This is a genomic window from Parasedimentitalea denitrificans (assembly GCF_011813015.1).
Classification (GTDB): domain Bacteria; phylum Pseudomonadota; class Alphaproteobacteria; order Rhodobacterales; family Rhodobacteraceae; genus Parasedimentitalea; species Parasedimentitalea denitrificans.
Map to the genome: position 1 here is coordinate 61,066 of NZ_QHLQ01000001.1, position 13,081 is coordinate 74,146.

Consider the following 13,081-nt stretch of genomic DNA (forward strand, 5'->3'; position numbering starts at 1 on the left):
AACCCCCTCCGATTCGTAAGATGAGCACAAAGACAGCCGAATATATCGCGGTTGTTGAGTTTTTCCCTACTTCATGTAGAATTTCACTCCGACTCCATTGGTCGCTGACCGATGGTTTTGCAGTGGTTCCGGGCAGTTTTCCACAAACCGCCCACAGAAACATACATCTGGCCTCAAGCGGGCCTTGAGCGCTATGATAGCCGCTCAGACGATGAGAGCAGAAATGAACGAACTGACCCCTTTTGACGGCCCTCAGCCGCCAGCACCGATGCCAGAACAAATGCCAGCCAACGTCGAAGCTGCGCCTGAACCCGTGATGCCGCACTCGGTCGAGGCCGAGCAGCAGTTGCTTGGGGCGATTCTAACCAACAATGACGTCTATGACCGTATTGCTTCGGTCATTAGCGCCGAACATTTCTATGATCCGGTCCACACTCGCATCTACGAAATCGCCGCCGCGCGAATTTCCAAGAACGCTCTGGCTTCACCGGTCACACTCAAGGCATTCATGGAGGACGACGAGGGCCTGAAGGAACTCGGCGGTCCCGCCTATTTGGCCAAACTGGCTGGCGCCTCGATCTCGGCCTTTGCTGTGCGCGACTATGCCCAGATGATCTATGATCTGGCGATCCGGCGCGAGCTAATCGGCCTGGGCCAAGACATCGCAGACAAGGCACGCCGGGTTGATGTCGCCTCGGAACCCAAAGAACAGATCGTCGAGGCAGAACAGTCGCTGTATAAACTGGCCGAGCAGGGCCAGACCGAAAGCGGTTTCAAATCCTTCCTCAAGGCGGTGACCGAAGCGGTCAACGTCACCAACGAAGCCTACCAGCGCGGCGGCGGCATGGCCGGGATTTCCACTGGGCTAGTCGACCTCGACAAACAGCTTGGTGGCTTGCACCCGTCGGATTTGCTGATCCTTGCGGGTCGCCCGTCGATGGGGAAAACATCGCTGGCGACCAACATCGCCTATAACGTTGCCAAGGCCTATAAGCGTGGCACCAGAAACGACGGCACCGAAGGCGCCATTGATGGCGGCGTAGTCGGCTTTTACTCGCTCGAGATGAGCGCCGAACAGCTGGCTGGCCGTATTTTGGCCGAAGCGTCAGAGATCTCATCTCACAAAATCCGCCAAGGTGACATGACCGAGGCTGAATTCCGCAAATTCGTCGAGGCCGCCAAAACGCTGGAAAGCTGCCCGCTGTTCATCGACGACACACCCGCCCTGCCGATCTCCCAGCTCGCCGCTCGTGCCCGTCGCCTGAAACGAACCCACGGGTTGGATCTCTTGGTGATCGACTACCTGCAGCTGTGTCGTGGTACTGCCGACAACCGCGTGAACGAAATCGGCGAGATTTCGATGGGCATGAAGGCGATTGCCAAGGAATTGCAAATCCCAGTGATCGCCCTGTCCCAGCTGTCACGTCAGGTGGAACAACGTGACGATAAGCGCCCACAGCTGTCGGACCTTCGTGAATCGGGGTCGATCGAGCAGGATGCCGACGTGGTGATGTTCGTGTACCGCGAGGAATACTATAAAGAGCGTGAAAAACCAGGCGATCACGAGCTGGACAAGATGGAAGAGTGGAAAGAGGCGATGGAACGCCTGCACGCCAAAGCTGAAGTCATCGTCGGCAAACAGCGTCACGGTCCCATCGGCACAGTCGAGCTTGGGTTCGAAGCTCAGTTCACCCGCTTTGGCAACCTCGCCAAGGCCTGGCAGAACGGCCCTCGTGAAGACGAGTACTGATAGACCGCCTAAGGCCTCAGCCATTTTAACTAGAATGTCCTACCCGCCGCATGCCGGGTAGTGACTAACCTTACTCAGAACTATGGCCACAACCCCACGCCCGGTCTTTGGATAGCACACTCTCCCTCATTCCCCCTTGACCCCTGCCCCGCGCATGTCATGAACAGCGGATGAGCACAGCAAAACTATCAATCGATCTGGAAGCCCTGGCGACCAACTGGCGCAACCTTGATGCCCTCAGTGCGGGCGAAACCGCAGCCGTGGTCAAAGCCAATGGCTATGGCCTGGATACAGGCCGTGTCGGTCAGGCCCTGGCAACCGCCGGTGCCCGCAACTTTTTTGTCGCCGCAGCCGAAGAAGGCGTCGCCCTGCGCCGCGCCTTGGGTCCAAACATCGGGATCTCGGTGTTCTCCGGCCACATGGACGGTGACACCCATCTACTAAAGGAATTCAATCTGACACCGATGCTCAACTCGGTCGATCAGATGTTGCGCCACTTTGAAAACCTCCCCGGCCACAGCTTTGGTGTACAACTTGACAGCGGCATGAACCGTCTCGGCATGGAGCCCGCCGAATGGGCCGCGCTGCGCGAAATCGCCTTGGGTCAGAACCCGGTATTGGTAATGTCCCACTTGGCCTGCGCGGATGAACCGAACCACCCAATGAACGCCCTGCAGCTCAAGGTCTTTCGTGACATGACCGAAGGTGTTGAGGTGCCCCGTTCGCTCTCAGCAACCGGCGGCATCCTGCTTGGGCCGGATTATCACTTTGATCTGTGCCGTCCAGGGATTGGCCTATACGGCGGGCTTCCCTACAGCGACGCAGTACCAGTGATCTCTCTGGACCTGCCAGTGATCCAGATCCGCGATGTTCTACCCGGTGAAAGCGTTGGCTACGGCAATTCCTGGATCGCGCGACGCCGCAGCCGTATTGCCACCGTTGCTGCCGGCTATGCCGACGGGCTGATCCGCGCCATGGGTGCAGGCATCAACACCTATGTCGGTGATAAAATCTACCCAGTGGTTGGCCGTGTCTCGATGGATCTGATCACAGTTGACGTCACTGATCTGGGCGAAGACCCCGAAAGCCTAAGCCTGATCAACCATCATCAGACTATTGATCAAGTGGCAGACGCAGCCGGAACCATTGGCTACGAAATCCTGACATCCCTGGGCCACCGCTACGCCCGGAGCTATTCCGGATGAGCCCAATTGCCCTTCTGGCCCAACTGGGCCGCGCAGTCCTGACTGCGCTCGCGGCCCTTGGCCGCTTGTCTTTATTTGCCGCCGACACACTCAGCCATATGCTGCGCCCGCCGTTCTACCCGCGTGAATTCTTTGCATCGCTGCTAAATATCGGCTGGCTGTCGCTGCCAGTTGTAGGCCTCACCGCCATCTTCACCGGTGGCGCATTGGCGCTGCAAATCTACTCCGGCGGCGCACGGTTCAATGCCGAGGCCGTGGTGCCCCAAATCGTCGCGATTGGCATCGTGCGTGAACTAGGCCCCGTGCTGGTCGGCCTGATGATCGCAGCCCGCGTCACCTCTTCCATCGCCGCCGAAATCGCGACAATGAAAGTGACCGAACAGATCGACGCCCTTGTTACGCTTTCGACCCACCCGATGAAATACCTCGTCGCCCCCCGTGTTGCAGCAGCTCTGATCACCGTGCCCCTGCTAGTGGCCGTCGGTGACATCATCGGCATAGCAGGCGGCTATACCGTCGCCACCCAAAACCTCGGCTTCAACGCCGCCGCTTATATCAAGAACACCGTCGATTTCCTTGAACTCAAAGACGTCGTGTCCAGCCTTGTCAAAGGCTGCGCCTTTGGCGGCATTGCGGCGACCATGGGCTGCTATTACGGTATACAATCGGGCCGCGGAGCACAGGGTGTTGGCGCCGCCACCAAGTCCTCGGTCGAGGCAGCCGCGATCCTGATCCTCGCCGCCAACTTCGTGCTCACAGGGATATTCTTCTCGCTATGATCCGCATGCAAAACGTCCAAAAGGCCTTTGGCGACAACCGCGTATTGCGCGGGCTTGATCTGCACATCCCCAAGGCCACCTCGATGGTCATCATCGGCGGCTCCGGCACTGGAAAATCCGTGGCGCTGAAAACCGTGCTGGGCCTGATCACCCCGGATTCAGGTACTATCCTTGTGGATGGCAAACCCGCAGATAAAGGCGACCGTGATGCCTTTCTCGCCAAATTCGGCATGCTGTTCCAAGGCGGCGCCCTGTTTGACTCGCTCCCCGTCTGGCAAAACGTCGCCTTCCGCCTGCTACGCGGCACTCTGAAACGCCCGGTGGAAGAGGCCCGAGAGATTGCCATCGAAAAACTCCGCCGCGTCGGCCTGAAATCTGAGGTCGCAGATCGTTTCCCAGCTGAACTGTCCGGTGGCATGCAAAAACGCGTCGGCCTCGCCCGCGCCATCGCCGCCGAGCCCGAGATCATCTTCTTTGATGAACCCACCACCGGATTGGACCCAATCATGTCCGGCGTCATCAATGACCTCATTCGCGAGATCGTGGTCGAAATGGGCGCCACTGCCATGACCATCACCCACGACATGTCGTCCGTGCGCGCCATCGCCGACAACGTCGCGATGCTGCACGACGGCGTGATCCAATGGACCGGCCCGGTGGCGGATATGGATGCCTCGGGCGATCCCTATCTAGATCAGTTTATTCATGGTAGAGCTGAGGGGCCGATTGAAGCCGTGAGGTGAGCATGGAAACGATCCTAATATTTCTACTAGGCTCTCCCATTATTTTTCCAATCAGCTGTTTTTTGAATGGCATCCGCTCAGCCGACCTAAAAGCGCCGAAATCCGTGTCTACAGTTCTGATCTCATTACCAGTCCTGTTTGCTTTAGTATTCTTCACTTTGCCGGTTTCATCGGAATACTTTGGAGTTTCACTTAGCCGGATGATTTTACGTGGGGTTCTCTTCATAACCCTTCCGCTTGTCACAATGTGTTTGGTTTACCTTATCGCAAAAGGACCAGCCCGCCTCGGAGCAAGCCTGTCGATGCTGTTCCTTGTTTTTTCTAGCGCTGAATTCTATTTGCTCTCCATCCTTCCCGAGGATCTGGAATAAATTTCTTTAGCAACGACATGAACACACAGACCGCTCCCCTCTTCTTCCCTTCCCCTAATCCCCAGTTAGATACCCCCCATCACAGGCCCGCACCTGACCTTGGGGAGGTGCAAAGTGCCTTCCCGGAGGGAGTTAAATCGTCTTGCAAATGATCCGGGGGATCATTTCAGGTTTGAACAGGCGGAGCCAAGTCAGGCGCGGGCCAGGCCACTACGTGGCACGCCCCTCTAGATAAAAACATCAAACAAGGACTTCATTCCAAATGATCCTCATTCTCCTACTCTTCCTCTGTCTACCCTTCGCAATATTCTTCTCTTTCCTCGCCAGTTTCCCGGTCCTGAAACAAAACACCATTCTCGGCGTCACCATCCTGATAACCAGCCTGCTCTCCGCCACATCAATCCTGTGGGAACTGCGATTTGACATCACCATCATCTCGCACATGTTCACCTACGACCAACTCAGCGCCGACTATCAGCGCTACTTCATGGCGCTCTACATCGCGACATTCGCACTGGTCGCCCTAGCCCGCCTGCGCTGGAACCGAGACCACGGCCGCGGCGTCCTTCTGATCCTCGCCATCCTGTTCTGGATCCTCGCCCCGCTGCCGCATTACATGATCAGCCCCGGCGCCTTTGCCCATTAACCGGGAAACCCACCAAAACATTCCCCTCTTTCATTCCCAGACAGAACCCCCAAGTCTGTCAGAACGAAAAACTTAGGAATTCAGCCCGAATGCTCATCCGCCTCCTGACCCTGTCCCTGCTAGTCCTTTACCCAGTGGCCTGGTTCGCCCCACTGATGCGCGCTGGCCTGCTGCCGCTCTTCGGCCTCAGTGAGATCAGCGTCATCACCGGATTACAAAGCCTCTGGGGCAGCGACGTCATCCTCGCCCTTGTGGTCACCGCCTTCGCCATCTTCGCCCCCTACCTCAAGACCATCGGCCTGGCACTGGTCCAATGGAACCTGCTGGACCCCCGCGCCCAGCCGGTACTGCACATTTTGGGCAAACTCGCCATGGCCGACGTCTTCCTGATCGCGCTCTACATCACTCTGGCCAAAGGCATCGGCTACGTCACAATCGAGGTCGCCTGGGGCCTTTACATGTTCACGGCCTGCATCCTCACCTCGATCGCTCTTGGCTTGATCACCGAAAAACGCCGCAGGTCTGCTCAGGGTCAATGACGACCGCAGGTCGCCTTGCGCAGCAAGGTCGCAGATCATTGACGCGGATCAGACCTGCCTAAAACTTGATATGGCGCGTTCAGGGCAAACCTGCTCCTGAACCGCTTCCCCAGCAAACCCCTTGCGCCGCGCAGCGGCGCCCCCCAAGCCTGCAAAGGCGCGGGAGAACACCTTGAACAAACCCTGAACATCGGGCACAAGGCTCATATGGTTAAATCAAAATCTTTCTCATGTTCCGCCTGCAACGCCAGCTTTTCCAAATGGTCAGGCCGTTGCGAAGGCTGTGGCGAATGGAACTCCATCTCGCAAACCGCTGCGCTGTCGACGGGTCCGGGTAAAAAGTCACTTGGCAACACCCGTGGCACCGCGATTGAACTCAGCGATCTCGCGACCAAGGAAACCCCGCCACCGCGTACCTTGTGTGGCGTTGGTGAGCTGGACCGGGTGCTTGGTGGCGGCTTGGTCGCGGGGTCAGCCATATTGGTCGGCGGTGATCCCGGCATCGGCAAATCCACCCTGTTGCTTCAGGCTGCCGCACAATTCGCCCGGACAGGGGTGAAAACTATCTACGTCAGTGGCGAGGAAGCCACCGCCCAAGTCCGAATGCGCGCCCAGCGGCTCGGCTTGGCTCAGGCACCGGTGAAACTGGCAGCCGAAACCAACCTGCGCGACATCCTCACCACGCTAGAGGCCGAAAGACCGCAGCTGGTGATCATCGATTCCATCCAAACCATGTGGGTCGACACTGTTGATTCTGCCCCCGGCTCTGTCAGTCAGGTCCGCTCTGCCGCGCATGAGCTGACAAATTTCGCCAAGCGCAACGGCATTTCCATCATCATGGTGGGCCATGTCACCAAAGACGGCCAGATCGCCGGCCCGCGCGTCGTCGAACACATGGTCGATACCGTTTTGTATTTCGAAGGCGAGCGCGGCCACCAGTTCCGTATTCTACGCGCCGTGAAAAACCGCTTTGGCCCCGCGGACGAGATCGGTGTCTTTGAAATGACCGGCCGAGGCCTGTCCGAGGTCCTCAACCCCTCTGCCCTGTTCCTGTCTGAACGCGGCGAACCCAGCCCCGGCTCGGTGGTTTTTGCCGGCATCGAAGGCACACGTCCGGTGCTGGTTGAGATGCAGGCGCTGGTTGCCCCCTCCCCCCATTCGCAGCCACGCCGCGCCGTGGTGGGATGGGATTCGTCTCGGCTTGCGATGATTCTCGCCGTGCTCGAGGCCCGCTGCGGCATCCCCTTTGCCGGACTTGACGTTTATTTGAACGTAGCAGGCGGCATGAAGATCTCAGAACCCGCAGCCGATCTGGCGGTCGCAGCCGCCTTGCTCAGTGCCCGCGAAGACACTTCCTTACCGGCTGATACTGTCATTTTCGGAGAAATATCCCTCTCAGGAGCCCTCAGACCCGCCCCCCAGACAGAAAACCGGTTGAAAGAGGCACAGAAACTTGGTTTTACCGCCGCTATAGCTCCAAGCGGCGGCAAGTCTGTCTCGATAAAAGGGATCGGTTTACGCCGAGTAACCGATTTGACAGGTTTTGTTGGCGATTTCTTTGGGGCCGGCTAAGGTCGCACAAATTTCGATCGCAGAATTAACGGGCGAGGGACATGGAAGGTTTCACAATAATTGACGGGGTTGTCGCCCTGATCATCGTAGTATCGGCATTGCTGGCTTACGCGCGCGGCTTTGCCCGCGAAGCCATGGCCATCGCTGGTTGGATTGCCGCAGCAGTGCTGGCCTTCATGTTCGCGCCTCAGGTCGAGCCTCTAATGGCTGAGATCCCAGTTCTGGGAGAGTTCATCTCTGACAGTTGCGAATTGTCGATCATCACGGCCTTTGCAGCTGTGTTCGCGCTGGCGCTTATCATCGTCTCTTTCTTCACCCCATTGTTCTCGTCGCTGGTGCAGCGTTCGGCAATTGGCGGGCTAGATCAGGGCGCGGGCTTTTTCTTCGGCGTGTTGCGCGGCATTCTTTTGGTCGCAATCGCTTTCTTCCTCTACGATGTGGTGATGACAGGCCAGTCGTTCACAATGGTTGACGAAAGCCGCTCTGCCGTCGTGTTTGAGAGCATGATTGGTAAAATCGAAGACCGTGATCCAGAGCAAGCTCTGGGCTGGGTTACTCAGCAGTATGAGAACCTGATCGGCAACTGCCAGAAATAAGCGTTCGAGTATGATCGCAACGGGGCGCCCACTGGGCGCCCTTTTTTTTTGGGTACTCCTTATTTATACCTCAATCTCATGCCGCCTCCCACCAAAGGTTAGCATAAATTTACCACGTTAACCCTCTATTAACCAACGAGAATCAACTGATTCCGTGCTCCACCCCGAAAATGGGTGACACGAGTTATTGGTTAACAAATTCTACCTTGAGTAGGTCAATTCGTTAACAATCCGCGATAAAAAAGCCCTTTTTACCCCAAAAAAGAAACCAAAACCGCATTTGGCCCGATCCGTGCCTCATTTAGGGCCAATTTCGCTGGCCATGTAGTCCCAAGACAGAACGTCAGGCACTCTCGGCCAGAAGGAACGACAATATGCTACTGGATCACTTCAACTCTTTCACGGACTTCCAGTCGGTGAACCTGCTGATGAATACCCCGGTTGCCAAGCCTGCCGCTCGTCCTGCTCGCCGGGCTCGTCCCCAGGCAGGTGGCTTCCTGCCAGACACACTGGTTGAAACCGACCGCGGTTTTGTTCAGGTCCGTGACGTAAAGGCCGGCGACAAAGTTTACACTTTCGATGGCGGTTGCCAGGAAGTGAAGTCGATCAGCCACAGCGTTCCACGCCTCACAACACTTGTTCACGTCCCAGCCGGTGCTCTTGGCAACGATGTTGACCTGATGCTGCCGTCTGACCAGATGGTTGCACTGGAACTGGCAACTGCCGAGCGTCTGTTCGATGTGCCGCTGGTCATGACCCGTCTGATTTCGCTGGCTGGCTACAAAGGCATCAACCCTGCCCTGCCCGAGCGCATGGCTCGCATCCACCTGAAATTCCAGGAAGAAGAGATCGTCTGGGCCGAAAGCGGCATGCTGTTGCATGTTGCCGGCGACAGCATCGACTCGGCATTCCGCAAACTGTCACTGGCTGAAACACGTCAAATCCTGGCAAGCGAAGATGGCCGCGCACTAGCACTGACTGGCATGGACCCGGTTTCCACCGAGGAACCCAGCCACCTTGACCAAATTCTGGCCCCAATGGCCGCCTAATTACCCATTGCTCCCTGACTGTCAGGCCCGCCTTGCGCGGGCCTATTTTTTTGCGCGCTCTTCTGATCCAGTGCTGCGGCAATTCAGACAGGCATTAAAATGGATACATTGGTGACAACTGCGACCTAAGGCTCTATGTCGAGGCGAACGTCCCTAACGGATTCGAAGCCAACTGCCTTGCCGATGCCGAAGATGACACTTGCTCCCACCGTAAAAAAGGAAATGTTGCGCAGCAATTGCGCTACCTTTTGCACGCACCGGATCAGCATTAGTGTTGGGCACGAACCAGAGACAGGGCCAAGGCTACGAAACTCCGGTAGGATGAATATGGCATTGGCCATAGGTATAGACTCGGCTGAGAAGACTCGGCTGACGCAAAACTCAATGTGAAAGTGGAGCCACTGAATGTGTGGGATTTTGGGGATCGCAAACCGGAACGAAGATGTCTTTGCGGAGATCTATGATGGTTTGCTGATGCTACAGCACCGAGGTCAGGACGCGTCTGGCATTGTCACCTATACCGGTGAAAACTTCCGCGAGCACAAGGCCAATGGTCTGGTCAAGGATGTGTTCAACGCTCAGGTCGCAAAGAACCTGACTGGCAAAATTGGCATCGGACATGTCCGCTATCCAACAGCAGGCTCGCTCAGCGCTGCCGAGGCTCAGCCATTTTTCGTGAACGCGCCCTATGGCATCTACCTTGTTCACAACGGCAACATCACCAACACCACCGAACAGCGTGAAAAAATCACCGGTAAATACAGCCGCCACCTGCGCACCACTTCGGATTCTGAAATCCTGTTGAACGTACTGGCCGATAAAATCTCGGACAGCATCAAGGTCAACGGCACTGGCGACCCCAAACGCAACCTGTTTGCTGGCGTCAAAATGACAATGGAACGTATTCAGGGTGCCTATTCGGTTATCACCCTGATCGCCGGCGTCGGCATGATGGCCTTCCGTGACCCCCACGGCATTCGCCCCCTGTCCATCGCTCAACGCACCAACGATGATGGCAGCAACGAATACGCCTTTGCCTCCGAAGATGTGGCCTTTGGCATCAACGGTTTCGAAAAACTGCGCGATGTGAACCCGGGCGAGGCGGTACTTGTGGATCTGGAGGGCAACCTGCACACGTTCCAGGCTGTCGAAGGCAAGCTCACGCCCTGCATCTTCGAATACGTCTATCTTGCACGACCAGATTCCATGCTCGACGGGATCTCAGTCTATAAAACCCAGCTGCGGATGGGACAGACACTTGCCAAACAAATTCAGGACGCTGATCTAGAAATCGACAGCATCATCCCTGTTCCCGATTCTGCCCGCCCCGTCGCACTAGAAGTGGCCAACGCCACAGGCATCCGCTACCGCGAAGGCCTGGTAAAGAACCGCTATGTAGGCCGTACCTTCATTATGCCCGGTCAGGCAGAACGGCAGAAATCGGTACGACGCAAGCTGAATGCCATTCCGCTCGAGATGAAGGGGCTGAACATTCTGTTGATCGACGATTCGATCGTGCGCGGCAATACCATCAAAAAGATCGTCGAAATGTGCCGCGCCGCTGGTGCGAACAAGGTCTATGTGGCCAGCGCCTCGCCGCCGGTCAAATTCCCCAACGTCTATGGAATCGACATGCCCACCAAACACGAACTGGTCGCCGACCGCCGTTCGCTGGAAGAGATCCGGATTGAATTGGGTGCGGACGCACTCATCTATCAACGTTTGGAAGATCTGATCTGGGCCGCCAAAGAAGGAAACAAAGACATCGAACAATTTGATTGTTCTTGCTTTGACGGCGACTACCTGACCGGCAGCGTTAGTGACGAATACCTGGCTACGCTCGAAACGACGGGCCGCGTCAGCAACAAGATCAAGGATATGCCGACTGCTGGGGATTCCTGGAACGGGTCAAAGCTTGCAACGTCTGGATGACCCCGATCATTCGAGCGCTCCATAGGGCTGCAGGCCAATTCTTGCCACCAAAACTCGCCGCCTAGCGAACGTTTGAAATCTTGCTCAGAGCAGAGTAATAGCTCGAATCAACTCGATTGGAGGCGCTGACCAATAGGTCGGCGCTTTTCCTTTGCCCCCAGAAAGGCCCATCTCTTGGACGCGCATCTCGCCCGCATGTTGACTTCACCACGCCAGTGCCGCTGCTGTGGTGCAACCTTTGCTCAGCTTCTTAGCCTGGCATGCGATCGCCCTGACCTGTGCCCCGAGGACACTCCGCAACAGGACAATTCAGTCATCAACGCCGAAGAAGGTGATGTTCTCACTGATGACTTCTGCCGTATCGGCTCTCTGCATTTCCTCCGTTGCATCCTGACAGTTCCGTTGATTGGCAGCGCAGACGACGAATTCATCCTAGGCACATGGGCCAGCGTCAGCCCCGAGGACTTTGTCGACTATCAAGATATGCTGGACATGGCAGGGACAGAGGGATTGGGGAAACGCCCGGCTTGGCTCTCCAACACTATTCCACCCGGCATTGGCGAACCGGTTGCAGGCATGTTGGATATCCGAACCCCCGGTCAATATCCTGAATTGCAAATCTCAGACGCCAGCCACCCGCTCTATACGTTACAGCGAAACGGTGCCGAACTCGAAGAGATGTTCGAACTTCTTCACAGCTACGGCCACGATTTGGCGTCTCTAGTCTATGATTCCTAGGTTCGGCCAAAATTAGAATTCAAGGGTGGTTTCACCATCCACCCCCAATTTGCATAGGGTTGCGCAGGAAAATGCCAGTTTGTTTTCCGCTCCGCAACATCCCGCGCACCGCCCTTTTCCTCGCACTGTTCCCCCTGCCCCCCGGCTGCTAAGCGCCGCGGGCAAACGACATATGCGGCCTCATGTTTGTGGTCGCGAGGAGACTAAGATGACCAACAAGACCGTGGCCCGCTTGGCCACCCAGAATAAAGTGCTGAACCAGAAATCCCTCGCCCTGATGGGGCTTTTTGGCCCAACCAACGACCTGACCGCGCTGATGCGCCTGCCGGGTGGTCGTGTCCGCCGGGTCAACCGTGGTGCCCGCCTTCTGGCTGGTCGGGTTGTCGGCATCGATGACAAGGGCGTTTTGTTTGAAAAAAACGGCACCACTCACCGTCTGGCCATGCCCGGTAGCTAATCCGCCGCAGTAAGCCCCCTTGACCCGCTGCAACACTCGGACCAAAAGACTGCCATGACACAGAAACTTGCTCTTATCACCGGCGCCTCTCGCGGTCTGGGCGCTGCCCTAGCCGAAGCGCTTGCGCCAACCCATCACATCATGGCGGTGGCCCGTACCACTGGCGGTCTGGAAGAATTGGATGATCGCATCCAAGCGGCAGGTGGCAGTGCCACTCTGGCGCCAATGGACATCACCGACACAGGCGCCATGGCGACCCTGTGCCGGGGCATCCATGACCGCTGGGGCCAGCTGGACCTTTGGCTGCACTGCGCCATCCACCCGGTTCCGATGAGCCCGGCGAACTTTGTAGCGGGCAAGGACTGGGACAAGTCCCTTGCCGTCAACACCACCGCCGCTGCCCTGCTGATATCCTATGTTTCCCCGCTCTTGGGGCAAAAGGGTCAGGCTGTCTTCTTTGACGACACCCGCGCCGGCGAAAAGTTCTTTGGCACCTATGGCGCGACCAAGGCCGCACAGATTGCCTTGGCCCGCTCTTGGCAGGTCGAAACTGAAAAAACCGGCCCCAAGGTATCAATTCTGACACCTCAGCCCATGCCTACTGCCCTACGGTCAAGGTTCTTCCCAGGCGAGGAACGCAGCGGTCTGGCCAATTCAGCAGACGAAGCCAAACGCCTGCTGGCAGAGCTGCCGCAGGGCTGATC

The 13,081-nt window shown here is 57.0% G+C and carries 15 protein-coding genes; 14 read left to right on the plus strand and 1 reads right to left on the minus strand.

Annotated features, from left to right (window positions below; genetic code table 11):
• Positions 1-223 precede the first annotated feature (223 nt).
• From DL239_RS00305 to DL239_RS00335, 7 genes are all read left to right on the plus strand, one after another.
• Positions 224-1,750, plus strand: a complete 1,527-nt coding sequence (locus DL239_RS00305) for a replicative DNA helicase (RefSeq protein ID WP_206188292.1) — start codon at positions 224-226, stop codon at positions 1,748-1,750.
• Positions 1,751-1,920: 170 nt separating this feature from the next.
• Complete coding sequence (gene alr, locus DL239_RS00310; RefSeq protein WP_167681081.1) at positions 1,921-2,955, plus strand: alanine racemase; 1,035 nt, start codon at positions 1,921-1,923, stop codon at positions 2,953-2,955.
• Positions 2,952-3,734 (plus strand): MlaE family ABC transporter permease, encoded by a 783-nt coding sequence (locus tag DL239_RS00315; protein ID WP_167681083.1) that lies wholly within the window; start codon positions 2,952-2,954, stop codon positions 3,732-3,734. Before alr ends, DL239_RS00315 begins: the two co-directional genes overlap by 4 nt.
• Positions 3,731-4,477: an ABC transporter ATP-binding protein gene (locus DL239_RS00320; RefSeq protein WP_167681085.1), complete on the plus strand. Its 747-nt coding sequence runs from the start codon at positions 3,731-3,733 to the stop codon at positions 4,475-4,477. Before DL239_RS00315 ends, DL239_RS00320 begins: the two co-directional genes overlap by 4 nt.
• 2 nt (positions 4,478-4,479) lie before the next feature.
• Positions 4,480-4,848 carry a hypothetical protein gene (locus DL239_RS00325; RefSeq protein ID WP_167681087.1) on the plus strand — a complete coding sequence of 123 codons (369 nt, stop codon included), beginning with the start codon at positions 4,480-4,482 and terminating at the stop codon, positions 4,846-4,848.
• Between the two features lie 262 nt (positions 4,849-5,110).
• Entirely contained in the window at positions 5,111-5,494 is a 384-nt protein-coding gene (locus tag DL239_RS00330; RefSeq protein ID WP_167681089.1) for a hypothetical protein, read from the plus strand.
• Positions 5,495-5,583: 89 nt separating this feature from the next.
• Positions 5,584-6,033 carry a paraquat-inducible protein A gene (locus DL239_RS00335; protein ID WP_167681091.1) on the plus strand — a complete coding sequence of 150 codons (450 nt, stop codon included), beginning with the start codon at positions 5,584-5,586 and terminating at the stop codon, positions 6,031-6,033.
• A gap of 48 nt (positions 6,034-6,081) precedes the next feature.
• Here the strand turns inward: DL239_RS00335 and DL239_RS00340 are convergent, their stop codons facing one another.
• Positions 6,082-6,240 carry a hypothetical protein gene (locus DL239_RS00340; protein WP_167681093.1) on the minus strand — a complete coding sequence of 53 codons (159 nt, stop codon included), beginning with the start codon at positions 6,238-6,240 and terminating at the stop codon, positions 6,082-6,084.
• On the opposite strand from DL239_RS00340, the gene radA reads away from it, so the two are divergent.
• The 7 genes from radA (at position 6,241) to DL239_RS00375 (ending at position 13,079) form a co-directional block, all read left to right on the plus strand.
• Positions 6,241-7,605 (plus strand): DNA repair protein RadA, encoded by a 1,365-nt coding sequence (gene radA, locus DL239_RS00345; RefSeq protein ID WP_167681095.1) that lies wholly within the window; start codon positions 6,241-6,243, stop codon positions 7,603-7,605.
• Between the two features lie 41 nt (positions 7,606-7,646).
• Entirely contained in the window at positions 7,647-8,201 is a 555-nt protein-coding gene (locus tag DL239_RS00350) for a CvpA family protein (RefSeq protein WP_167681097.1), read from the plus strand.
• A 374-nt stretch (positions 8,202-8,575) separates the two neighbouring features.
• On the plus strand, positions 8,576-9,250 hold the full coding sequence (locus DL239_RS00355) for a Hint domain-containing protein (RefSeq protein WP_167681099.1): 675 nt from the start codon (positions 8,576-8,578) through the stop codon (positions 9,248-9,250).
• A gap of 405 nt (positions 9,251-9,655) precedes the next feature.
• Positions 9,656-11,182, plus strand: a complete 1,527-nt coding sequence (purF, locus tag DL239_RS00360; protein WP_167681101.1) for an amidophosphoribosyltransferase — start codon at positions 9,656-9,658, stop codon at positions 11,180-11,182.
• Between the two features lie 195 nt (positions 11,183-11,377).
• The gene (locus tag DL239_RS00365) at positions 11,378-11,920 is read left to right on the plus strand and encodes a DUF2199 domain-containing protein (protein ID WP_167681103.1); all 543 of its coding nucleotides are present in this window, start codon (positions 11,378-11,380) and stop codon (positions 11,918-11,920) included.
• A gap of 208 nt (positions 11,921-12,128) precedes the next feature.
• The gene (locus DL239_RS00370; protein WP_167681105.1) at positions 12,129-12,377 is read left to right on the plus strand and encodes a pilus assembly protein PilP; all 249 of its coding nucleotides are present in this window, start codon (positions 12,129-12,131) and stop codon (positions 12,375-12,377) included.
• Positions 12,378-12,431: 54 nt separating this feature from the next.
• On the plus strand, positions 12,432-13,079 hold the full coding sequence (locus DL239_RS00375; RefSeq protein WP_167681107.1) for an SDR family NAD(P)-dependent oxidoreductase: 648 nt from the start codon (positions 12,432-12,434) through the stop codon (positions 13,077-13,079).
• The last annotated feature ends 2 nt before the right edge of the window (positions 13,080-13,081 follow it).

Coding starts and splice junctions, on each gene's coding strand:
- DL239_RS00305 (WP_206188292.1), top strand. CDS start 224: ATGAACGAACTGACCCCTTTTGACGGCCCTCAGCCGCCAGCACCGATG.
- alr (WP_167681081.1), top strand. CDS start 1,921: ATGAGCACAGCAAAACTATCAATCGATCTGGAAGCCCTGGCGACCAAC.
- DL239_RS00315 (WP_167681083.1), top strand. CDS start 2,952: ATGAGCCCAATTGCCCTTCTGGCCCAACTGGGCCGCGCAGTCCTGACT.
- DL239_RS00320 (WP_167681085.1), top strand. CDS start 3,731: ATGATCCGCATGCAAAACGTCCAAAAGGCCTTTGGCGACAACCGCGTA.
- DL239_RS00325 (WP_167681087.1), top strand. CDS start 4,480: ATGGAAACGATCCTAATATTTCTACTAGGCTCTCCCATTATTTTTCCA.
- DL239_RS00330 (WP_167681089.1), top strand. CDS start 5,111: ATGATCCTCATTCTCCTACTCTTCCTCTGTCTACCCTTCGCAATATTC.
- DL239_RS00335 (WP_167681091.1), top strand. CDS start 5,584: ATGCTCATCCGCCTCCTGACCCTGTCCCTGCTAGTCCTTTACCCAGTG.
- DL239_RS00340 (WP_167681093.1), bottom strand. CDS start 6,240: ATGAGCCTTGTGCCCGATGTTCAGGGTTTGTTCAAGGTGTTCTCCCGC.
- radA (WP_167681095.1), top strand. CDS start 6,241: ATGGTTAAATCAAAATCTTTCTCATGTTCCGCCTGCAACGCCAGCTTT.
- DL239_RS00350 (WP_167681097.1), top strand. CDS start 7,647: ATGGAAGGTTTCACAATAATTGACGGGGTTGTCGCCCTGATCATCGTA.
- DL239_RS00355 (WP_167681099.1), top strand. CDS start 8,576: ATGCTACTGGATCACTTCAACTCTTTCACGGACTTCCAGTCGGTGAAC.
- purF (WP_167681101.1), top strand. CDS start 9,656: ATGTGTGGGATTTTGGGGATCGCAAACCGGAACGAAGATGTCTTTGCG.
- DL239_RS00365 (WP_167681103.1), top strand. CDS start 11,378: ATGTTGACTTCACCACGCCAGTGCCGCTGCTGTGGTGCAACCTTTGCT.
- DL239_RS00370 (WP_167681105.1), top strand. CDS start 12,129: ATGACCAACAAGACCGTGGCCCGCTTGGCCACCCAGAATAAAGTGCTG.
- DL239_RS00375 (WP_167681107.1), top strand. CDS start 12,432: ATGACACAGAAACTTGCTCTTATCACCGGCGCCTCTCGCGGTCTGGGC.